Origin of the sequence: Pseudomonas sp. BF-RE-22 (genome assembly GCF_019956155.1) — a bacterium.
Classification (GTDB): Bacteria; Pseudomonadota; Gammaproteobacteria; order Pseudomonadales; family Pseudomonadaceae; genus Aquipseudomonas; species Aquipseudomonas migulae.
Genome location: NZ_JAHBDD010000044.1, coordinates 37,761 through 59,468, shown reverse-complemented (window position 1 = coordinate 59,468; position 21,708 = coordinate 37,761). Strand labels below are relative to the sequence as shown.

The window sequence follows — 21,708 nt, the reverse complement described above, 5'->3', positions numbered from 1 at the left end:
TACCCGGGTCACATGGCGCATCGTCATACCCAGCGCAAACGTCGGAATAACCACCACTGCCCCAGTGCCACCGAGATCATCATCAGGCAGGCAATCAGGAAGCCATACGGGCTGGCAGAGAACGGAATACCGCCGACGTTGATACCCAAAAGACCGGTCAGAAAACTCATCGGCAAAAAGATTCCGGTGATGATCCCGAAGCGGTACATCGTGCGATTCATACGCACGCTCAAACGTCTGTCCTCGGCCTCGAGGACCAGCCCCACCCGCTCCCGGGTCAATTCCAGCTCTTCGAGATAGCGGGTCAGGCTGTTGTTCAATTCGTTCCAGTAGTCGCCGTCATCTTCGACAAACCAGGGTAGTTTTATCCGGGTCAGTTGTCCGAAAATATCCCGCTGCGGTGCCAGGAAACGTTTCAGCGCAGCAGCCCTGCGACGGATCTGCAAAATGGAGTCATGCTCGGGTGAATACCGTTCGTCGGCATCCAGTTTTTCTTCTTCCTCATCGACCACTTCCGAGAGGCAACTGACCAGATCCTGCACTTTGTTGGTGAGGTACTGGGCCATATAAAGAATCAGTTCGGAGGCAGTCTTCGGCCCCTTGCCTTCCGCGAGCTGCACCAGCAACTCGTCGGTGGCGCGCAATGGACGCAGGCGCAGGGAAATAACCCGCTGTGCCGAGGCGAAGATCCGCACCGAGACCATGTCTTCCGGCTCGGCCCCGGGGTTGAGGTTGACCCCACGCAAAAATAGCAGCAGTTCGCTGTCGGAAAGCTGTAAGAGACGCGGACGGGTGTTCTCTTCAAGCAGCAGATCACAGCTGAATTCGCTCAGACCGCTGGATTTGCGCAGCCAGGTCTGGGTTTGCGGGTGACTGCGATCCCAGTGCAGCCACAGGCTTTCATGGGCCTGAAGCTGCAAGTCATCGAGTTCAGTCCGGGCTATCGAACGCGCGCCGCCTTTACCATCCAGCACCAGGGCATGCACCAGCCCCCACTGCGCGTTTTCTTCCTCGAACATCCTCACCCCTTCGGTTGGCGCAACGCTTATTCAGGCATCTTCAGCGGGCTTGGCGAGATGATCACGCCATTATTGTCCGCATAAATGTATTCGCCTGGACGGAACGTCACACCGGCAAACGTCACCACAACGTTGAGGTCGCCAATGCCACGCTTGTCGGTTTTCATCGGGTGACTGGCCAGGGCCTGAACGCCCAGATCAGTCTGCGCGATGACATCGACGTCGCGGATGCACCCGTAGATCACCATCCCTTCCCAACCGTTTTTAGCGGCTTTCTCGGCGATCATGTCGCCCAGCAGCGCGCGACGCAGGGAACCGCCACCATCGACCACCAACACCTTGCCATTACCCTTGAGTTCGGCTTGCTCCTTGACCAGCGAGTTGTCTTCGAAGCACTTGATGGTCACGATTTCGCCGCCGAAGGAATCACGGCCGCCGAAATTGCTGAACATCGGTTCCAGCACCTGCACCAATTCCGGATAGGCGTCGCACAGGTCAGGCGTGAGGTAATGGTTCATCGAGAAACTCCTGTAAAGAGGAAGACAATCGAGGATGTCGCAAAGTGACCAGAAAAGCTCAATGCGTCATATCTTAGCCGCAAGCCGATCAGAGCGGAATGCCCTTGATAGAGCATCGGGCTCAGACTGCCGAGGCCAAATCCGCTTTTTCACCGAGCAAAGGCGTGTGCTGATCCGACAGCCAACGCGCCACCAACGGCCAGACTTCGGCTTGAGCGGCTTTGCTGACCAACATTTCCACGTGACCGAAATTGTCGCCAAAGCCCTGCTCGCGGCCAAGGTTGATGAATTGTTTGTGCTCGGAACCGATCTGATCAAACAACTTGCGGCACGCCCACGCTGGATCCTGATGATCGCTGACGGCACTCACGGCCAACACAGGGCTCTGAACGTCAGCCAATCCGGCCCACCAATCCTTGTCGGCATCGCCAAAACGCCCGAACAGGCCATACCAACGCATGCTTTCCAGGGCCAGGCCAATCGGCTCGTCCTCCGGGCCGCGCTTGAGCCGTGAACCGGACAATTGGGCGAAACGCTTGAGAATGAAGCGCCCGCTCCACTCCACCGGCGGAATTTTCAACGGCCAATAGGTGCGGCTGACTTGCGTACCGAAGAATGCCGCAGACGATACGACCGGTTCACCGATATACCCGCCACCCAAGGCTGCCGCCAGGGTAATGCCACCCAGCGAATGACCGATCCAGTGCGGAACCTGGCCGCTCTGCTCGCGCACGAACGCGCCAATGGCAGGCAGATCGTAACGAGCGTAGTCGGCGACGCGGTTCTTGCGATAGTTCTGGTTGCGCTGGGACAGGCCATGACCGCGCATTTCCGCGATCCACACATCAAATCCCAGACGCGCCAGATAGGCGCCCAACCCCAGGCCTTTTGGGGAGAACCAGAAGCGCCGATTGGAAAAGCTGCCGTGCAACAGAATCACCGGAACACCACCGTGCGCGGGCGCGTCCGCCATGCCCAGACGGGTCACGGCCAGTTCCACGGTGCCGTCAGGGCTGTTGCCGGGTTTCAAACGATAGACGTCTTCGCTCAGATCGCCGCGCCGCTCGGCGCTGATCAGGGCGACAGGAAATAGGTTGCTGCTGCTTTGCATAGTCTCTTGCACAAAAAAGGGCGGCATCCAGAGGATGCCCGCCCTACTTCAATCTCTTAAAACGGCCACCCCCTGTAGGAGCACAGCTTGCTGGCGATGGCGATTTTGAAGACGCCATCGCGGGCAAGCCTTGCTCCTACAGTGAGCGAGCCGTTCCCACACCATCAAGCCGAAGCTTGACCTTCAGCCAGGAAGAACCAGGTTTCCAGTACGGAATCGGGGTTCAACGAAACGCTTTCGATGCCCTGCTCCATCAGCCACTTGGCCAGATCAGGGTGGTCCGAAGGACCCTGACCGCAGATACCGATGTACTTGCCCGCCTTGTTGCACGCAGCAATGGCGTTCGCCAGCAGCTTCTTGACCGCAGGGTTACGCTCGTCGAACAGGTGAGCGATGATCCCGGAGTCACGGTCCAGGCCCAGCGTGAGCTGAGTCAGGTCGTTGGAGCCGATGGAGAAACCGTCGAAGAACTCAAGGAATTCTTCCGCCAGAATCGCGTTGGACGGCAGTTCGCACATCATGATCACGCGCAGACCGTTGTCGCCACGGGCCAGACCGTTTTCGGCCAGCAGGTCGACGACCTGGCTCGCTTCGCCCAGGGTACGGACGAACGGCACCATGATTTCAACGTTGGTCAGGCCCATCTCGTTGCGCACACGCTTGAGGGCGCGGCATTCAAGCTCGAAGCAGTCACGGAACGATTCGCTGATGTAACGCGAGGCGCCACGGAAGCCCAGCATCGGGTTTTCTTCTTCCGGCTCGTAAAGCTTGCCGCCGATCAGGTTCGCGTATTCGTTGGACTTGAAGTCCGACAGACGCACGATGACCTTTTTCGGATAAAACGCAGCCGCCAGCGTGCTGATGCCTTCGACCAGTTTCTCGACGTAGAAGCCGACCGGATCGTTGTAACCGGCGATGCGCTTGTCGACGCTGTCCTTGATTTCCTGCGGCAGGCCGTCGTAGTTCAGCAGCGCTTTAGGGTGCACACCGATCATGCGGTTGATGATGAATTCCAGACGGGCCAGGCCCACACCGGCGTTCGGCAGTTGCGCGAAGTCGAAGGCGCGGTCCGGGTTGCCGACGTTCATCATGATCTTGAACGGCAGATCCGGCATGGCATCCACGGAGTTCTTCTTGATGTCGAAGCCCAGCTCACCTTCGAAGATGTAACCGGTGTCGCCTTCCGCGCAGGAAACGGTCACGCCCTGGCCGTCTTTCAACAGCTGGGTGGCGTTGCCGCAACCGACCACGGCCGGAATGCCCAGTTCGCGAGCGATGATCGCCGCGTGGCAGGTACGACCGCCACGGTTGGTGACGATGGCGCTGGCGCGCTTCATGACCGGTTCCCAGTCCGGGTCGGTCATGTCGGAAACCAGTACGTCGCCTGGCTGGACTTTGTCCATCTCGGACACGTCCTTGATGATCCGCACTTTGCCGGCGCCGATGCGCTGGCCGATGGCGCGACCTTCAACCAGCACGGTGCCGGTTTCTTTCAACAGGTAACGTTCCATGACGTTGGCCTGGGTGCGGCTCTTCACGGTTTCAGGACGGGCCTGAACGATGTAGAGCTTGCCGTCGTCGCCGTCTTTGGCCCATTCGATGTCCATCGGGCACTGGTAGTGCTTCTCGATGATCATCGCTTGCTTGGCCAGTTCGCTGACTTCGGCGTCGCTCAGGCAGAAACGTGCGCGATCGGCCTTGTCGACGTCGATGGTCTTGACCGACTTGCCGGCCGTGGCGACTTCGCCGTAGATCATCTTGATGGCTTTGCTGCCCAGGTTGCGACGCAGGATGGCCGGACGACCGGCGGCCAGCGTGCCTTTGTGGACGTAGAACTCATCCGGGTTCACCGCGCCTTGTACGACGGTTTCACCCAGGCCGTAGGCGCCGGTGATGAACACCACGTCACGGAAGCCCGATTCGGTATCGAGGGTGAACATCACGCCGGCGGTGCCGGTTTCGGAGCGGACCATGCGCTGCACGCCAGCCGACAGGGCGACCAGCTTGTGGTCGAAGCCCTGGTGCACGCGGTAGGAGATCGCACGATCGTTGAACAGCGAAGCGAACACCTCTTTGGCGGCGCGAATGACGTTTTCGACACCACGGATGTTCAGGAAAGTTTCCTGCTGACCGGCGAAGGAAGCGTCCGGCAGGTCTTCGGCGGTAGCGGAAGAGCGCACGGCCACGGCCATGTCGGGGTTGCCGGCCGACAGCGTGGCGAACGCGGTGCGGATCTCGGTGTTGAGCTTCTCGGGGAACTCGGCTTCCATGATCCATTGACGGATCTGGGCGCCGGTCTTGGCCAGGGCGTTGACATCATCGACGTCCAGGGCGTCGAGGGCGGCGTGGATCTGATCGTTCAGGCCGCTCAGTTCCAGAAAATCACGATAAGCCTGAGCTGTCGTGGCGAAGCCACCGGGCACCGATACACCGGCACCTGCAAGGTTACTGATCATCTCGCCCAGGGATGCGTTCTTGCCCCCCACATGCTCAACATCGTGTTTGCCGAGCTTATCGAGGGAAACTACGTACTCTACCAAGGTGATCTCTCCACTAACTGTGTTGGAAAAGCTCAGAAGCCGGCGCTCGAAAGGAGCATTTGCCGGCTGTATGGCCTGGACCTGGAAAATAAGTGAGAATGCGGGCCACTCGAGGCCGGCAAACCGCGCCTATCATATCCAAGATTCGTCACTAGCTTAAGGCCCAAGGTGCAAATGAAACGATCTGCTTTCTTTATCTCCGATGGCACCGGCATTACCGCCGAAACCCTGGGTCAAAGCCTCCTGGCGCAGTTCGAAAACATTACCTTCAGCAAATTCACGCGGCCGTACATCGACAACGTGGATAAAGCGCGGGCCATGGTACAACAAATCAACAAGGCCGCCGAAACCGACGGCTTCCGGCCGATCATATTCGACACCATCGTCAACCAGGACATTCGTGAGATCCTCGCGACGTCCAATGGTTTCATGATCGACATTTTCTCGACTTTCCTGGCACCGCTTGAACAGGAACTGACCGAGCATTCTTCCTACACTGTCGGCAAGTCTCACTCTATCGGTGGCAACTCCAATTACATGGAACGCATCGAGGCGGTGAACTTCGCCCTCGACAACGACGACGGTGCGCGCACGCATTATTACGACAAGGCCGACCTGATCCTAGTGGGGGTGTCGCGTTGTGGTAAGACGCCGACGTGCCTGTACATGGCGATGCAATTCGGCATCCGCGCGGCCAACTATCCGCTGACCGAAGACGACATGGAGCGCCTGACGCTGCCAAACGCCCTGCGCGCCCACCAGCACAAGTTGTTCGGACTGACCATCGACCCGGACCGCCTGACCGCGATCCGCAACGAGCGCAAGCCCAACAGCCGCTATTCGAGCTACGCGCAGTGCGAGTTTGAAGTGCGCGAAGTGGAGAACCTGTTCCGCCGCGAGAATATTGCGCACATCAACTCCACGCATTTTTCGGTGGAAGAGATTTCGGCGAAGATTCTGGTGGAGAAAGGTGTGGAGCGGCGGTTCAAGTAGCTCTTTAGCGCCCTTCAGGCCGCCTTCGCGGGCAAGTCGGATCGCCGCACCGCTCGCTCCTACAGGATGTCCGCGAACCCTGTAAGAGCGAGGCTTGCCCGCGAAGAACGATTACACGGTCTCTGTTAATGCCCCGACCAACGCTTCAAACCCTCGAATCAACAATCCATCATCCCCCGCCGAATTACACACACTCGCCCGAATGAACTGCGGCACCGCCCCATGCCCGACCGCAAACGCCTCGGCGGTGGCGACCAGGTAATTGTTTTCCTTGAGTTCCGCCGCAATCTGCGACGCCCGCCACGGCTCGGGCACTTCGATCCAGAAGTGCGGGCTGTCGGGATGGGTTTTGTACGCCACGCCCTCCAACACCCCACTGACCAACGCCTTGCGCCGGCCGATCTCGATAATCTGTTGAGCCAGCAACTGCGCCGCACTGCCGTTTTCGATCCAAAGGCTCGCCACCTCCAGCGCCAACGGACTGGCCATCCAGCACGTTCCGCGTACCGCCGCGCTCAAGCGCCCGATCAACGGTTGCGGCGCATGCAGATAACCGACGCGCACCCCCGCCGAAACCGCTTTGCTCAGGCTGCCGATCAACACCGAGCGCTCCGGGGCGAAATAACTCAAGGGTAACGGTCGCTGCCGAGCCAACACCGCGTAGGCTTCATCCTCGAAGATCAGCAGATTGTGCTGCCGACAGACCTCGGCAATCGCCTCTCGCCGTGGGACGGACATCACCGCCGCCGTAGGATTCTGGATCGTCGGCGTGCAGTACAGCGCCGACACACGATGGTTGCGGCAAACGTCTTCCAGCGCATCCGGCATCAGCCCTTCGTCATCCATCCCGACGCCGATCAGTTTGATCCCAAGCATGCGTGCAACGCTGATCAACCCCGGGTAAGTCAGGTGCTCCGTGACCACGGTATCGCCCGCCTTGAGCAACCCCATCAAGGCACACAACAGACCGTGCTGGCCGCCGTTCACGCACACGACCTGCTCGGCATCCGGCACAAATTGCAGGTGCCGCAACCAGTGCGCACCCGCCGCGCGATGGCGTAGCGATCCGGCATCGGCGGTGTAGCCGCTGATGCTGTGCAAGGCATCTGGATCGAGCGCCAACGCCTGCAAGCTCTGGCTTAAAAACAGTGCTTCCTGCCCCGGAATCGGTTGATTACGGCTCATGTCGAAACATGCCTGCGGCTCTTCGCTGACATTGCGAAAGCCAGCATCGCGCTGACGTTCCATCCCGCGCTGACGCACGTAAGTGCCATCTCCTACGCGAGCGACCACCCTTCCTACGCGTTCGAGTTCGCCGTAAGCACGGCTGACGGTGCCGATGGTCACGCCGAGGCTGTCGGCCAACAGCCGATGTGGCGGCAGTTTGCAGCCGGGCTCGATCACGCCTTCAACGATCGCTTTTTCCACGGCGTCCGCCAGGCGCTTGTACTTCACGCCCAGTCCGTTGACGAGCCCATCGCGCAGAATTGACACCATGGCAATACTTACTTTGACACTCATTTCAGTCCCGAATAGCGTGCTTTAAACAGGTTCAATCAGGGATAGACCTTTTGCAGATGCAGGTCAATTCCGACAACAAAAAAGGAACTCGATCATGTCCATCGCTCTCAGCGCGAATTCAAGCACTGGAAAACCCTGGTTAGCCGCGCTGATCACCAGCGTCCTGTTTCTGATCGTGTGCCTGAGCTGGGGAACGACATGGCTCGGGATCAAGATTGCGGTTGAAACGGTGCCACCGCTGACGGCCGCCGGGCTGCGGTTCCTGATCGCCTTTCCGTTGTTCCTTGTTTTCGCCCTCATCCGTCGTGAGCCGTTGATGTTCCCCAGGGAAAGCCGCTGGTTTTTCCTGTTCGTGACGCTGTCGTATTTCAGCCTGCCGTATTACTTGCTCAACTACGGCGAGATGCATGTTTCATCCGGGCTCACGGCCCTGTTGTTCAGTTGCATGCCGGTGTTCATCCTGCTGTTTTCCGCGCTGTTTCTGCGGGAAAAAATCTACCCGTCACAAGTGCTCGGCATTGCCATCGGCTTCGGCAGTCTGTTCATGATTATTCGCAGCCAGGGATTGCATCTGGACCACGCTGAACTGTTCGGCGTGCTGGCGATTCTCTGCGCGGCGGTGATGCATGCGTTGTGTTACGTGGTGACCAAGAAACACGGCTCGGCGATCAGCGTGATTACCTACAACACGCTGCCGATCGGCATTGCAGGCTTGATGCTGTTTGTCGCGGGGCTGAATGTCGAAGCGCCGGTGTTCGATGGGATCAGCCTGCGTTCCTGGGGCGCCCTGCTCTACCTGGGACTGGTGGCGTCGGTGGGCGGGTTTATCGTTTATTTTTTGCTGCTCAAGCGGTTGAGCCCGATCATTTTGTCGTTTGTGTTCATCATTTTTCCGGTGTTCGCGGTGATCATCGGCGCGTGGTACGAGGGGCAAAGCCTTTCGCGAGAGTTGATGATCTATTCGGCGATCTTGTTGACCGGGTTTGCGATCACCAAATTGCCGCTAGAAAAATGGCTGACACGGAACCTGTAGGAGCCAGGCTTGCCGGCGAAGGCGTCCTTGAATACGCCTTCGCCGGCAAGCCTGGCTCCTACAGGTCTGTGCATGCAATCAGATTACGAACAGGTCCATGAAGCGGTTCACCGGTGTGGCTTCAAGCGCTGCCTGGTCCTTGCACAAGGCAAAAATCTCGGCACTGCGCTGGCCGGTGAAGCGTGTCGCCAGGTTGGCTTTGAACTTGTCTTCCAGCAACGGAATGCCGTCGGTGCGGCGCCGGCGATGGCCGATCGGGTACTCCACCACCACGTTCTCGGTGCTGGTGCCGTCCTTGAAAAACACCTGAATCGCGTTGGCGATCGAGCGTTTGTCAGCCTCCAGGTATTCGCGGGTGAAGCGAGGGTCTTCGACGATGACCATTTTCTCGCGCAGCACATCGATGATCGGGTGCGCCGCGTGGAACTCGTCTTCGTATTGCTCGGCCACCAGATTGCCGAACGCCAGCGGCACGGCGGCCATGTATTGGAGGCAATGATCGCGGTCCGCCGCATTGGCCAGCGGGCCGACCTTGGAGATGATGCGGATCGCCGACTCGTGGGTGGTGATGACGATTTTGTCGATTTCGTGCAGGCGATTCCTGACTTGCGGGTGCAAGGTGACGGCGGCTTCGCAGGCGGTTTGTGCGTGGAATTCGGCCGGGAAGCTGATCTTGAACAGCACGTTTTCCATCACGTAACTGCCGTACGGGCGGGAGAAACTGAACACACGTTTGCCTTCAGGCTTGAGCGCCAGGTCGTTGTTGCTGTGACTGAACAATACGTCGTAGAAGCCCCACTGTTTGGCAGTCAATACGCCGGGGATGCCCATCTCGCCACGCATCGCGATGTCGGCCAGACGCACGCCCCGGCTGGAGGCATCGCCCGCCGCCCAGGATTTGCGCGACCCGGCATTCGGTGCATGCCGATACGTGCGCAACGCCTGACCATCGGCGAAAGCATGGGACAACGCCGACAGCATCTGCTCGCGATTGGCGCCCATGAGTTTGGCGGTGACGGCGGTCGAGGCGACTTTCACCAGAATGACGTGATCGAGGCCTACACGGTTGAAGGAGTTTTCCAGCGCAATCACGCCTTGAATCTCATGGGCCATGATCATCGCTTCGAGTACGGCGCGAACGGTCAGCGGCGCATCGCCATTGGCCAGGCGCTTCTGCGACAGGTGATCGGCCACCGCAAGAATGCCCCCGAGGTTATCGGAGGGATGCCCCCATTCGGCGGCGAGCCAGGTGTCGTTGTAGTCGAGCCAGCGCACGATGCAGCCGATGTCCCAGGCTGCCTTGACCGGGTCGAGGCGGTAGCGGGTGCCCGGCACGCGAGCGCCAAACGGGACGACGGTGCCTTCGACAATCGGGCCAAGGTGCTTGGTGCATTCGGGGAAGCGCAAGGCCAGGAGGCCGCAGCCCAAAGTATCCATCAGACAATTGCGGGCAGTGTCGAGGGCTTCTCTGGATTCGATCTTGAAGTTGAGGACGTAGTCGGCAATGTCCTGCAGGACCGTGTCGTAGTCGGGGCGGTTGTTCAGGTCGACGTTGGTGCTCATGTTCGATTCACTCGTAAAGTGGTTCGTTGATGGGACCTCGGTTCAGGTAAATCACATTCTTATAATTGAAATGCGGTCCCTGTAGGAGCCGGCTTGCTGGCGATTCAGACGACTCGGTATGTCAGGCAGACCGCGTTGACAGGATCGCCAGCAAGCCGGCTCCTACAGGGGTTGTGTGGGTTAGAAGGAGTCTCCCGGCACCCGCACGAAGCCTTCCATCAGCACCCGCGCACTGCGGCTCATGATGGCTTTGTTGACGGTCCACTCGCCGTTCACCTGGCTGGCTTCAGCACCCACACGCAACGTGCCGGACGGATGACCGAAGCGCACGGCGTTACGTTCGATACCGCCCGCAGCGAGGTTTACCAGCGTGCCGGAAATGGCGGCAGCAGTGCCGATAGCCACCGCAGCAGTCCCCATCATCGCGTGGTGCAACTTGCCCATCGACAACGCACGCACCAGCAAGTCGACGTCACCCGCAGCAATCGCTTTACCGCTGGAGGCAACGTAATCCGCCGGTTTGGCCACGAAGGCAACCTTGGGCGTGTGCTGACGCTTGGCCGCTTCATCCAGATTCGAAATCAGCCCCATGCGCAACGCGCCATACGCACGAATGGTCTCGAACATCGCCAGCGCTTTCGGATCACCGTTGATGGCGCCCTGCAACTCGGTGCCGGTGTAACCGATGTCTTCGGCATTGACGAAGATGGTCGGAATGCCCGCATTGATCATGGTCGCCTTGAAGGTCCCGACGCCGGGCACTTCGAGGTCATCCACCAGGTTGCCGGTAGGAAACATCGAACCACCGCCGCCCTCTTCTTCCGCCGCCGGGTCCATGAATTCGACTTGTACTTCGGCCGCCGGAAAGGTCACGCCGTCGAGTTCGAAATCACCGGTTTCCTGCACTTCACCGTTGGTGATCGGCACGTGGGCGATGATGGTCTTGCCAATATTGGCCTGCCACACGCGCACCACCGCCACACCGTTGTGCGGAATGCGGCTGGCGTCGACCAGCCCGTTGCTGATGGCGAACGAGCCGACCGCTGCGGACAGGTTGCCGCAGTTGCCGCTCCAGTCGACGAAAGGTTTGTCGATGGATACCTGACCGAACAGGTAATCGACGTCGTGATCAGCCTTGATGCTTTTCGACAGGATCACGGTTTTGCTGGTGCTGGAGGTCGCGCCGCCCATGCCGTCGATTTGCTTGTCGTACGGGTCGGGACTGCCGATCACCCGCAACAACAAGGCATCGCGTGCCGGGCCTGGAACCTGCGCCGCTTCGGGCAAGTCTTTCAGGCTGAAAAACACGCCTTTGCTGGTGCCGCCACGCATGTAGGTGGCGGGGATTTTGATTTGAGGTGCGTGAGCCATTGGTGCTCCTTCAAAGCGGACACGGAATCTGAAACTCCGTGCCCGCACAGCGTGTTTTAGACGGCGACGGCCGATTCTTCGAGGAAGTCCTGGGCGAAGCGTTGCAGCACGCCACCGGCCTCGTAGATCGACACCTCTTCGGCGGTGTCGAGACGGCAGGTGACCGGCACCTCGACGCGCTCGCCGTTCTTGCGATGGATCACCAGCGTCAGCTCGGCGCGCGGCGTACGCTCACCGATCACGTCGTAGGTTTCGCTGCCGTCGATGGCAAGGGTGTGACGGTTGGTGCCCGGCTTGAACTCCAGCGGCAACACGCCCATGCCCACCAGGTTGGTGCGGTGGATACGCTCGAAACCTTCGGCGGCAATCGCTTCCACACCAGCCAGACGCACGCCTTTGGCCGCCCAGTCGCGGGACGAACCCTGACCGTAGTCGGCGCCGGCAATGATAATCAGCGGCTGCTTGCGTTCCATGTAGGTTTCGATGGCTTCCCACATGCGCATGACCTTGCCTTCCGGCTCGACGCGGGCCAGCGAACCCTGCTTGACCTTGCCGTTTTCCTGGACCATTTCGTTGAACAGTTTCGGGTTGGCGAAGGTGGCGCGTTGCGCGGTCAGGTGGTCACCGCGGTGCGTGGCGTAAGAGTTGAAGTCCTCTTCCGGCAAGCCCATTTTCGCCAGGTATTCGCCGGCGGCGCTGTCGAGCATGATCGCGTTCGACGGCGACAGGTGATCGGTGGTGATGTTGTCCGGCAGCACCGCCAGCGGGCGCATGCCCTTGAGCGGACGTGCGCCGGCCAGCGCACCTTCCCAGTACGGCGGACGGCGGATGTAGGTGCTCATCTCGCGCCAGTCGTACAGCGGCGCGACTTTCGGGCCGGTGTCTTCGTGGATGGCGAACATCGGAATGTAGACCTGACGGAACTGCTCCGGCTTGACCGACGCTTTCACCACCGCATCGATTTCTTCATCGCTCGGCCAGATGTCTTTCAGGCGGATTTCCTTGCCGTTCGCATCCAGGCCCAGCACATCTTTTTCGATGTCGAAACGGATGGTGCCGGCGATGGCGTACGCGACCACCAACGGCGGCGAAGCGAGGAACGCTTGCTTGGCGTACGGGTGAATCCGGCCATCGAAGTTGCGGTTGCCGGAGAGTACGGCCGTGGCGTACAGGTCGCGGTCGATGATCTCTTGCTGGATCACCGGATCGAGCGCGCCGGACATGCCGTTGCAGGTGGTGCAAGCGAAAGCCACGACGCCGAAACCGAGTTGCTCCAGTTCATCCGTCAGGCCCGCTTCATCGAGGTACAAGGCCACGGTTTTGGAGCCCGGTGCCAGGGACGATTTGACCCACGGTTTGCGGGTCAACCCGAGCTTGTTGGCGTTGCGCGCCAGCAGGCCGGCAGCGATCACGTTGCGCGGGTTGCTGGTGTTGGTGCAGCTGGTGATGGCGGCGATGATCACCGCGCCGTCCGGCATCTGGCCCGGCACATCTTCCCACTGGCCGGAAATGCCTTTGGCCGCCAGATCCGACACCGCGACGCGGGCGTGCGGGTTGCTCGGGCCGGCCATGTTGCGCACCACCGAGGACAGGTTGAAGGTCAAGCCGCGCTCATATTGCGCGCCCTTCAGGCTGTCGGCCCACAGGCCCGTGGTCTTGGCGTAGTTCTCGACCAACTGCACTTGCTCGTCTTCGCGGCCGGTGAGTTTCAGGTAGTCGATGGTCTGCTGGTCGATGTAGAACATCGCCGCCGTGGCGCCGTATTCAGGGGCCATGTTGGAAATGGTTGCGCGGTCGCCGAGGGTCAGCGCGGAAGCGCCTTCGCCGAAGAATTCCAGCCATGCGCCGACGACTTTTTGCTTGCGCAGGAACTCGGTCAGCGCCAGCACCATGTCGGTGGCGGTGATGCCTGGTTGCAGCTTGCCGGTCAGTTCAACGCCGACGCTTTCCGGCAGGCGCATCCACGATGCGCGGCCGAGCATCACGCTTTCCGCTTCGAGGCCACCGACGCCGATAGCGATCACGCCCAGTGCATCGACGTGCGGGGTGTGGCTGTCGGTGCCGACGCAGGTGTCAGGGAACGCGACGCCGTCACGCACCTGAATCACCGGAGACATTTTCTCCAGGTTGATCTGGTGCATAATCCCGTTGCCCGGCGGGATCACGTCAACGTTCTTGAAGGCCTTCTTGGTCCAGTTGATGAAGTGGAAACGGTCTTCGTTGCGACGGTCTTCGATGGCGCGGTTCTTCTCGAACGCCTGTGGATCGAAGCCACCGCGCTCAACGGCCAGCGAGTGATCGACGATCAATTGCGTCGGCACCACCGGGTTCACTTGCGCCGGGTCGCCACCTTGCAAAGCGATGGCGTCACGCAGGCCGGCGAGGTCGACCAATGCGGTCTGGCCGAGGATGTCGTGGCACACCACGCGGGCCGGAAACCACGGGAAGTCGAGGTCGCGTTTGCGCTCGATGAATTGCTTCAGGGATTCGGTGAGCGTGGCCGGGTCGCAGCGACGCACCAGGTTTTCCGCCAGCACGCGGGAGGTGTACGGCAGAGTGTCGTAGGCGCCGGGCTGGATGGCTTCGACTGCCGCACGGACGTCGAAATAATCCAGATGGCTGCCGGGCAGCGGTTTACGGAATTCAGTGTTCATCGTCAGGACTCGGTCACGGTAATAACAAAAGGCGGGGCGGCACCAGAATTTGATTGGAAAACCGCCCCCTCTGTAGGAGCGAAGCTTGCTCGCGAAAGCGGTGTATCAGTCGACATTGATTTGGAATGTCAGACCGCCTTCGCGAGCAAGCTTCGCTCCTACAAGGTTCACGGCTCGGTGCCCGCCCCCACCATTCAGCGTTGTTCGATTGGCACGAACTTGCGCTGTTCGACGCCGGTGTATTCGGCGCTCGGGCGGATGATGCGGTTGTTGGCACGCTGTTCGAACACATGCGCCGCCCAGCCGGTCAGGCGCGAGCAGACGAAAATCGGCGTGAACAACTTGGTCGGGATGCCCATGAAGTGGTACGTCGACGCATGGTAGAAGTCGGCGTTGGGGAACAGTTTTTTCTGCTCCCACATGGTCTTGTCGATGGCTTCGGAAACCGGGAACAAGACAGTGTCACCCACCTCTTCAGCGAGCTTCTTCGACCAACCCTTGATCACCTCGTTGCGCGGATCGTTGTCCTTATAGATCGCGTGACCGAAGCCCATGATCTTGTCCTTGCGCTCAAGCATGCCGAGGGTGCCTTTGATCGCCTCTTCCGGCGATTTGAAGCGCTCGATCATTTCCATCGCCGCTTCGTTGGCGCCGCCGTGCAGCGGACCGCGCAGGGAGCCGATGGCGGCGGTGATGCAGGAGAACAGGTCGGACAAAGTCGATGCACACACCCGTGCGGTGAAGGTCGAGGCGTTGAATTCGTGTTCCGCGTAGAGGATCAGCGAAACGTTCATCACTTTGACGTGCAGCTCGCTCGGTTTCTTGTCGTGCAGCAGGTGCAGGAAGTGGCCGCCGATGGAGGGCTCGTCGCTCACGCAACTGATGCGTTTGCCGTCGTGGCTGAAGCGATACCAGTAGCACATGATCGCCGGGAACGCGGCCAGCAGACGGTCGGTTTTGTCGTGCTGCTCGGAGAAATCCTTCTCCGGCTCGATGTTGCCCAGGAACGAGCAACCGGTGCGCATCACGTCCATCGGGTGGGCGTCGGCGGGGATGCGTTCCAGCACTTCTTTCAGCGCTTGCGGCAGGTCGCGCAGCTTGCCGAGTTTGCTCACGTAAGCGGCGAGTTGCGCCTGGGTCGGCAGTTCGCCGTACAGCAGCAGGTAGGCCACTTCTTCGAATTGGGCGTCAGCCGCCAGTTCGCGAACGTCGTAGCCGCGATAGGTCAGGCCTGCGCCCGACTGGCCCACGGTGGACAGTGCGGTTTGCCCGGCAACCTGGCCACGGAGCCCGGCGCCACTGAGTACTTTTGCTTCGGCCATTGCTGTCTCCAGTTTTTGAATTTGTTAGGGAAACTTGTGGGAGCGAAGCTTGCTCGCGAAAGCGGTGTCTCAGACGACATTGATTTTGAATGTCAGTCCGTCTTCGCGAGCAAGCTTCGCTCCTACAGGGCTTTCATTACTTTTTAGCAGCGAACAACGCATCGAGCTTCTGCTCGAACGTGTGGTAGTCGATGCGATCGTAAAGCTCCATGCGCGTCTGCATGGTGTCGATCACGTTCTGTTGCGTACCGTCGCGGCGGATCGCGGTGTAGACGTTTTCCGCGGCCTTGTTCATGGCGCGGAACGCGGACAATGGGTATAGCACCAGCGACACATCGGCACCGGCCAACTGCTCGGTGGTGTACAGCGGCGTCGCGCCGAATTCGGTGATGTTGGCCAGGATCGGCGCTTTCACACGGCTGGCGAACAGCTTGTACATCTCCAGTTCGGTGATGGCTTCCGGGAAGATCATGTCGGCTCCGGCCTCGATGCACGCTGCAGCGCGATCCAGGGCGGATTCCAGGCCTTCAACGGCCAGGGCGTCGGTGCGGGCCATGATCACGAAGCTGTCATCGGTGCGCGCATCAACAGCCGCTTTGATGCGGTCGACCATTTCCTGCTGCGAAACGATTTCTTTGTTAGGACGGTGACCGCAGCGCTTGGCGCCGACCTGGTCTTCGATGTGAATCGCCGCCGCGCCGAACTTGATCATCGACTTCACGGTACGGGCGACGTTGAACGCCGAGGAACCGAAACCGGTGTCCACGTCCACCAGCAACGGCAGGTCGCAGACGTCGGTGATGCGGCGTACGTCGGTCAGCACGTCGTCCAGGCCGGTGATGCCCAGGTCCGGCACGCCGAGGGAGCCGGCAGCAACGCCGCCGCCCGACAGGTAAATAGCCTTGAAACCGGCGCGCTTGGCCAGCAACGCGTGGTTGGCGTTGATCGCGCCGACCACTTGCAGCGGATGTTCGCTGGCGACCGCATCGCGGAAACGCTGGCCTGGAGTGCTCTTGTTGGAACTCATGACTCACCTCGTTCTGTGGCTGTCGGGTTAGCGCCGTCCTGGTAGTGACGGGCGATATTGCGTTTGGAGGCGCCGATGTGACGGCGCATCAACAACTCGGCCAGTTCACCGTCACGGTCGGCGATGGCATCGAGAATCCGGTGGTGCTCGGCAAAGGCCTGGCGCGGGCGATTGGGCGTGGTGGAAAACTGGATGCGGTACATGCGCACCAGTTGATAAAGCTCGCCGCAGAGCATCTGCGTCAGGGTGCGGTTGCCGCTGCCCTGGATGATTCGGTAGTGGAAGTCGAAATCGCCTTCCTGCTGGTAGTAGCCGACACCGGCCTGAAACGCGGCGTCGCGCTCGTGGGTTTCGAGGACCCGGCGCAGTTCGTCGATTTCTTCGACCGTCATGCGTTCGGCGGCCAGGCGACAGGCCATGCCTTCGAGGGATTCGCGGATTTCGTAGAGTTCCAGCAGCTCGGCATGGCTCAGGGAGACCACTCGTGCGCCGACGTGCGGCACGCGAACCAGCAGGCGCTGGCCTTCCAGGCGGTGGATCGCTTCGCGCAGCGGACCGCGGCTGATGCCGTAGGTGCGCGCCAGTTCCGGCTCGGAGATTTTGCTGCCCGGGGCGATCTCGCCCTTGACGATGGCCGCCTGAATGCGCCGGAAAACGTTCTCGGAAAGTGTTTCCGAATCGTCTTGGGCTATGACTGGGGGATCGAGTTGATCCAGCATATTGTCGACACCTTGAAAGCTGATGCGGCAAAAACTAGCGAATAGCAGGGTAATAGTCAAAGGATAAATAGGTATTGTCGACAATCGTCTAATAACCTATCTGCTTTTTGTAGGAGCGAAGCTTGCTCGCGAAGGCTTTGTGTCAGGCTGTGGTTTTTTTGATGGTGTACATATCCGTTACTGCGGTCACGGCTGCTTATGGTTTCGCTTTTACAGCGAGTCACTTGGAAGAGCCCCAAGTAACCAAGGGCTCTTGCCCCTTTCGTTCGGTGCCTCGCTATGGCTCGGCATACCCTCGCTCCGGTCCTGCTCCGTGGGCCCGCCGCCATCGGCCATCCATGGCCGGGGGCGGCTAACCCGGCATCCATACCGGGTTGCCCACTGCGCAGAACCTCCACTCGGCCTCTCGAGGGGGCGCTCAGATCAAAAGCGGAAGGCGAGCTAACGCTCGGCCTGATGAGTGGTGAAAATCAAAAGCACACACGATTCCCTGTAGGAGCCGGCTTGCCGGCAAAAAACGCCCAGACACCCGCGCTCATCCAGACAGCCCGCGTCATCGTTTACGTCCATCGCCAGCAAGCCGGCTCCTACAGGGGATTGGTGTACATGTCGGGAATGAGTGAACGCATCAGAGAAGGACAACGCGTACACCAAAGAGCCAGGTCGGCTTTCAGGCCGCCTCGGCGGCTGTGGCGGTAGTCGCCCCCTCGAGAGGCCGAGCGCAGGTTCTGCGCAGTGGGTAACCCGGCATGGATGCCGGGTTAGCCGCGCACGGCCAAGGATGGCCGATGGCGGCGGGCCCACGGAGCAGGACCGGAGCGAGGGCATGCCGAGCCACAGCGAGGCACCGAACGAAAGGGGCAAGAGCGCTTTGGTTACTTTCGCGCTTTTCGAAAGTGACTCGCCGTAAGGGCGAAACCAATCCCCGCCATCACCCAAATAACGGATATCCCCCCCATCACCCAAACACCAAACCCAAGAGCCCAGCGCTGGCGCCATAAAACCACCGTGCTAGAATGCCGCCCGCATTTGTTTGTGACATCTGCACGAACTGTCACAAATAGTTGATAGGCATACGAGGGAGCTTGCGCAGCGATGCCAGGGCCTTGAATCGAAACACGGACCGCTGCGCACCAGGATTTATGAGACTCAAGCCCTTCCCCACCTTCCTTTATCTGCTTTGCCTGCCCGGTGTCGCCGCGGCGGGGGAAAAAACCGTGTACGGCCTCAACGAGTACGCCTCGCTGGACGGCATCAATCTGGAAGTCGCGGCCAAACTCGACACCGGGGCGAAAACCGCCTCCCTGAGTGCCCGCGACATCAAACGCTTCAAACGCAACGGCGAGTCCTGGGTGCGCTTCTATCTGGCGATCGACGCCGCGCACTCGCACCCGATCGAACGACCACTGGCCCGCGTCAGCAAGATCAAGCGCCGTGCCGGCGACTACGATCCGGAAGAAGGCAAGAAGTACACCGCCCGTCCGGTGATCGAGCTGGATATCTGCATGGGCTCGGCGTTACGCAGTATCGAAGTGAACCTTACCGACCGCAGCGCTTTCCAATACCCGCTCCTGATCGGCTCCGAAGCGCTCAAGCGCTTTGATGCGCTGGTCGACCCCAGTCTTAAATACGCTGCTGGCAAACCCGCCTGCGCCACCGACGCTCATACCGCAGAGTAATTCCAATGCGCTCTCTTACCCTCCATCTGAAAATGCTGATCGCCATCCTGGTGGTGCTGGGCATTTCAGTTACGGCCTATCAGATCTTCGTGCTCGGCATTCCCGTGACCGAAGACGCCACCGACGACTTGTGGAACATCGACGCCAAGGTCGAGTTCGTCGCCAGTGCCAAAGACCCGGTCAAGATCCAGATGTTCGTGCCACCGCTGAGCCGTGATTTCGTCAGCCTCAACGAAAGCTTCATCTCCAATAATTATGGCGTGGCCGTGAACCGTATCGACGGTAACCGCAAGGTGACCTGGTCGGCACGCCGGGCCAAAGGCAACCAGACCCTTTATTACCGTCTGGTGCTGACCAAGCGCTACACCGGTGAAAAATCCAAGGTCAAAGGCCCGACCTTCCGCGACAGCATCGCCGTCGAAGGCGCGGAAAAAGTTGCCGCTGAAGCCTTGCTCGCGCCGATCCGCCAGCACTCGGCTGACGTCGAAACCTTCATCGGCGAAGCGATCAAGCGGGTCAACAACGTCAACGACGACAACGTGAAGCTGTTGCTGGGCGGCGATCCGTCCAGCGGGCACAAGGCCAAAATCGTTGAACTGGTCCTGTCCATCGCCCACGTGCCGGTGGAAAAGGTCCACACCATCCGCCTCGTGGCCGACCAGCCGCAAACCCCGGAACTCTGGCTGCGCAGCTTCAACGGCACCGACTGGCTGTATTTCAACCCGGAAACCGGCGAGCAAGGCCTGCCGACCGACCGTCTGTTGTGGTGGACCGGTGACGAAAACCTGATCACCGTCGATGGCGGCAAGAAAGCCACCGTCACCTTCAGCATGAACAACAGCGAAATGAACGCCATTCGCCTGGCCAAGCTGACCGACGAAAATACCGACGCCAATTTCCTCGAATACTCGCTGTACGGCCTGCCGCTGCAAACCCAGCAGACTTTCATGATCATGGTGATGATCCCGATCGGCGTGCTGGTGATCCTGATCCTGCGCAACCTGATCGGCTTGCAGACCCTCGGCACCTTTACCCCGGTGCTGATCGCCCTCGCCTTCCGCGAAACCCAGCTCGGGTTCGGCATCGTGCTGTTCACCATCATCACGGCGCTGGGGCTGTCGTTGCGCTCCTACCTTGAACACCTGAAGCTGCAAATGCTGCCGAGGTTGTCGGTGGTGCTGACCTTCGTAGTGGTGCTAATCGCGGCGATCAGCCTGTTCAGCCACAAGCTGGGCCTGGAACGCGGGTTGTCCGTGGCGCTGTTCCCGATGGTGATTCTGACCATGACCATCGAACGCCTGTCGATCACCTGGGAAGAACGCGGCTCCGGGCATGCGATGAAAGTGGCTATCGGCACGTTGTTCGCTGCGTCCCTGGCGCACCTGATCATGAGCGTGCCGGAGCTGGTTTACTTCGTGTTCACCTTCCCGGCAATCCTGCTGATCCTGGTGGGCTTCATGCTGGCGATGGGTCGTTATCGCGGCTACCGCCTGACCGAACTGGTGCGTTTCAAGGCTTTCCTGAAGAAGGCTGACGCCTGATGTTCGGCTTCTGGAAGACCTGGAAAGCCCTGGAAGCCCGGGGCATCATGGGGATCAATCGGCGCAACGCGGACTACGTGCTCAAGTACAACAAGCGCAGCCTGTACCCGATTGTCGATGACAAGATCATCACCAAGGAGCGCGCCATCGCCGCCGGCATTCATGTGCCGGAACTGTATGGCGTGATTTCCACCGAGAAGGAAATCGACAACCTCGACGAAATCATCGGCGGGCGCAGCGATTTCGTGATCAAACCGGCCCAGGGCGCCGGTGGCGACGGCATCATTGTCATTGCCGACCGCTTCGAGGGGCGTTATCGCACGGTGTCCGGCAAGATCATCAGCCATGAGGAAATCGAGCACCATGTCTCCAGCATCCTCACCGGCCTGTATTCGCTGGGCGGCCATCGTGACCGTGCACTGATCGAATACCGCGTGATCCCCGACCAGATCTTCAAAAGCATCAGCTACGAAGGCGTGCCGGACATTCGCATCATCGTGTTGATGGGCTATCCGGTCATGGCGATGTTGCGCTTGCCGACGCGCCAGTCCGGCGGCAAGGCCAACCTTCACCAGGGCGCCATCGGCGTCGGCGTCGACCTCGCCACCGGCCTGACCCTGCGCGGCACCTGGCTGAACAACATCATCGCCAAGCACCCGGATACCACCAACGCGGTGGACGGTGTGCAACTGCCCTACTGGGACGGCTTCATGAAACTCGCGGCCGGCTGTTACGAGCTGTGCGGACTGGGTTACATCGGGGTCGACATGGTGCTGGACCAGGAGAAAGGGCCGCTGATTCTTGAGCTGAATGCCCGGCCGGGGTTGAACATCCAGATCGCCAACGATTGCGGCCTGACGTTGCGCACCCATGCGGTCGAGGCGCGGCTGGAAGAGTTGAAAGCACGCGGGATTACCGAGACCGTCGAGGAACGCATGGCGTTTGTGCAGGAGATGTTCGGGCATATTCCTGCGGTTGAGGGTTGATCCGGGACCGAGTCGCGCCCTTTCGCGGGCAAGCCTCGCTCCTACAGGTTTTGCACTAACCCTGTAGGAGCGTGGCTTGCCCGCGAAGACTTACTCACAGTCACCAAACCA

Annotated in this window: 16 protein-coding genes; 5 read left to right on the top strand and 11 right to left on the bottom strand. The window is 60.1% G+C overall.

The genetic code is table 11. The features are described from left to right. Positions 1 to 23: 23 nt before the first annotated feature. From KGA82_RS20210 to ppsA, 4 genes are all read right to left on the bottom strand, one after another. A complete protein-coding gene (locus tag KGA82_RS20210) occupies positions 24 to 1,019 on the bottom strand; it encodes a zinc transporter ZntB (RefSeq protein ID WP_008027409.1) in 996 nt (331 codons plus the stop codon). A 26-nt stretch (positions 1,020 to 1,045) separates the two neighbouring features. Further along, entirely contained in the window at positions 1,046 to 1,537 is a 492-nt protein-coding gene (rraA, locus tag KGA82_RS20205) for a ribonuclease E activity regulator RraA (RefSeq protein ID WP_008037775.1), read from the bottom strand. Between the two features lie 121 nt (positions 1,538 to 1,658). Continuing rightward, positions 1,659 to 2,648 carry an alpha/beta fold hydrolase gene (locus KGA82_RS20200; RefSeq protein ID WP_223452109.1) on the bottom strand — a complete coding sequence of 330 codons (990 nt, stop codon included), beginning with the start codon at positions 2,646 to 2,648 and terminating at the stop codon, positions 1,659 to 1,661. A 164-nt stretch (positions 2,649 to 2,812) separates the two neighbouring features. Further along, entirely contained in the window at positions 2,813 to 5,188 is a 2,376-nt protein-coding gene (gene ppsA, locus KGA82_RS20195) for a phosphoenolpyruvate synthase (RefSeq protein ID WP_008027416.1), read from the bottom strand. Between the two features lie 174 nt (positions 5,189 to 5,362). Here ppsA and KGA82_RS20190 point away from each other — a divergent pair, with 174 nt between their 5' ends. Then, positions 5,363 to 6,181, top strand: coding sequence for a pyruvate, water dikinase regulatory protein (locus tag KGA82_RS20190; RefSeq protein ID WP_008027418.1), 819 nt, complete (start codon positions 5,363 to 5,365; stop codon positions 6,179 to 6,181). Positions 6,182 to 6,292: 111 nt separating this feature from the next. On the opposite strand, the gene KGA82_RS20185 is transcribed toward KGA82_RS20190, so the two are convergent. Continuing rightward, positions 6,293 to 7,702: a PLP-dependent aminotransferase family protein gene (locus tag KGA82_RS20185; protein ID WP_223452102.1), complete on the bottom strand. Its 1,410-nt coding sequence runs from the start codon at positions 7,700 to 7,702 to the stop codon at positions 6,293 to 6,295. A gap of 94 nt (positions 7,703 to 7,796) precedes the next feature. Between KGA82_RS20185 and KGA82_RS20180 the strand changes: the two genes are divergently transcribed. After that, positions 7,797 to 8,735 carry a DMT family transporter gene (locus tag KGA82_RS20180; protein WP_223452101.1) on the top strand — a complete coding sequence of 313 codons (939 nt, stop codon included), beginning with the start codon at positions 7,797 to 7,799 and terminating at the stop codon, positions 8,733 to 8,735. A 78-nt stretch (positions 8,736 to 8,813) separates the two neighbouring features. Here the strand turns inward: KGA82_RS20180 and prpD are convergent, their stop codons facing one another. From prpD to KGA82_RS20150, 6 genes are all read right to left on the bottom strand, one after another. Next, positions 8,814 to 10,298 carry a 2-methylcitrate dehydratase gene (gene prpD / locus KGA82_RS20175; protein WP_223452095.1) on the bottom strand — a complete coding sequence of 495 codons (1,485 nt, stop codon included), beginning with the start codon at positions 10,296 to 10,298 and terminating at the stop codon, positions 8,814 to 8,816. A 180-nt stretch (positions 10,299 to 10,478) separates the two neighbouring features. Next, on the bottom strand, positions 10,479 to 11,669 hold the full coding sequence (gene prpF, locus KGA82_RS20170) for a 2-methylaconitate cis-trans isomerase PrpF (protein WP_223452088.1): 1,191 nt from the start codon (positions 11,667 to 11,669) through the stop codon (positions 10,479 to 10,481). A 56-nt stretch (positions 11,670 to 11,725) separates the two neighbouring features. Then, positions 11,726 to 14,323 carry a Fe/S-dependent 2-methylisocitrate dehydratase AcnD gene (gene acnD, locus KGA82_RS20165; RefSeq protein WP_223452083.1) on the bottom strand — a complete coding sequence of 866 codons (2,598 nt, stop codon included), beginning with the start codon at positions 14,321 to 14,323 and terminating at the stop codon, positions 11,726 to 11,728. Between the two features lie 194 nt (positions 14,324 to 14,517). Further along, on the bottom strand, positions 14,518 to 15,645 hold the full coding sequence (gene prpC, locus KGA82_RS20160) for a 2-methylcitrate synthase (RefSeq protein ID WP_008027431.1): 1,128 nt from the start codon (positions 15,643 to 15,645) through the stop codon (positions 14,518 to 14,520). 136 nt (positions 15,646 to 15,781) lie between these two features. Further along, positions 15,782 to 16,672, bottom strand: a complete 891-nt coding sequence (gene prpB / locus KGA82_RS20155; protein WP_008027432.1) for a methylisocitrate lyase — start codon at positions 16,670 to 16,672, stop codon at positions 15,782 to 15,784. Continuing rightward, the gene (locus KGA82_RS20150) at positions 16,669 to 17,388 is read right to left on the bottom strand and encodes a GntR family transcriptional regulator (protein ID WP_177318157.1); all 720 of its coding nucleotides are present in this window, start codon (positions 17,386 to 17,388) and stop codon (positions 16,669 to 16,671) included. Before KGA82_RS20150 ends, prpB begins: the two co-directional genes overlap by 4 nt. Before the next feature lie 1,145 nt (positions 17,389 to 18,533). On the opposite strand from KGA82_RS20150, the gene KGA82_RS20145 reads away from it, so the two are divergent. The 3 genes from KGA82_RS20145 to KGA82_RS20135 are packed head-to-tail and all read left to right on the top strand — an operon-like array spanning position 18,534 to position 21,597. Next, on the top strand, positions 18,534 to 19,070 hold the full coding sequence (locus KGA82_RS20145) for an ATP-dependent zinc protease (protein WP_008042313.1): 537 nt from the start codon (positions 18,534 to 18,536) through the stop codon (positions 19,068 to 19,070). Between the two features lie 5 nt (positions 19,071 to 19,075). Continuing rightward, entirely contained in the window at positions 19,076 to 20,611 is a 1,536-nt protein-coding gene (locus KGA82_RS20140) for an inactive transglutaminase family protein (RefSeq protein ID WP_008042311.1), read from the top strand. Then, positions 20,611 to 21,597, top strand: a complete 987-nt coding sequence (locus tag KGA82_RS20135; protein WP_008027343.1) for an alpha-L-glutamate ligase-like protein — start codon at positions 20,611 to 20,613, stop codon at positions 21,595 to 21,597. The genes KGA82_RS20140 and KGA82_RS20135 overlap by 1 nt, the downstream gene beginning before the upstream one ends. Positions 21,598 to 21,708 lie beyond the last annotated feature (111 nt).

Bases quoted from the DNA above. Each gene is read 5' to 3' on its own strand.
- KGA82_RS20210 (WP_008027409.1), bottom strand. From the start codon at position 1,019: ATGTTCGAGGAAGAAAACGCGCAGTGGGGGCTGGTGCATGCCCTGGTG.
- rraA (WP_008037775.1), bottom strand. From the start codon at position 1,537: ATGAACCATTACCTCACGCCTGACCTGTGCGACGCCTATCCGGAATTG.
- KGA82_RS20200 (WP_223452109.1), bottom strand. From the start codon at position 2,648: ATGCAAAGCAGCAGCAACCTATTTCCTGTCGCCCTGATCAGCGCCGAG.
- KGA82_RS20190 (WP_008027418.1), top strand. From the start codon at position 5,363: ATGAAACGATCTGCTTTCTTTATCTCCGATGGCACCGGCATTACCGCC.
- KGA82_RS20185 (WP_223452102.1), bottom strand. From the start codon at position 7,702: ATGAGTGTCAAAGTAAGTATTGCCATGGTGTCAATTCTGCGCGATGGG.
- KGA82_RS20180 (WP_223452101.1), top strand. From the start codon at position 7,797: ATGTCCATCGCTCTCAGCGCGAATTCAAGCACTGGAAAACCCTGGTTA.
- prpD (WP_223452095.1), bottom strand. From the start codon at position 10,298: ATGAGCACCAACGTCGACCTGAACAACCGCCCCGACTACGACACGGTC.
- prpF (WP_223452088.1), bottom strand. From the start codon at position 11,669: ATGGCTCACGCACCTCAAATCAAAATCCCCGCCACCTACATGCGTGGC.
- acnD (WP_223452083.1), bottom strand. From the start codon at position 14,323: ATGAACACTGAATTCCGTAAACCGCTGCCCGGCAGCCATCTGGATTAT.
- prpC (WP_008027431.1), bottom strand. From the start codon at position 15,645: ATGGCCGAAGCAAAAGTACTCAGTGGCGCCGGGCTCCGTGGCCAGGTT.
- prpB (WP_008027432.1), bottom strand. From the start codon at position 16,672: ATGAGTTCCAACAAGAGCACTCCAGGCCAGCGTTTCCGCGATGCGGTC.
- KGA82_RS20145 (WP_008042313.1), top strand. From the start codon at position 18,534: ATGAGACTCAAGCCCTTCCCCACCTTCCTTTATCTGCTTTGCCTGCCC.
- KGA82_RS20140 (WP_008042311.1), top strand. From the start codon at position 19,076: ATGCGCTCTCTTACCCTCCATCTGAAAATGCTGATCGCCATCCTGGTG.
- KGA82_RS20135 (WP_008027343.1), top strand. From the start codon at position 20,611: ATGTTCGGCTTCTGGAAGACCTGGAAAGCCCTGGAAGCCCGGGGCATC.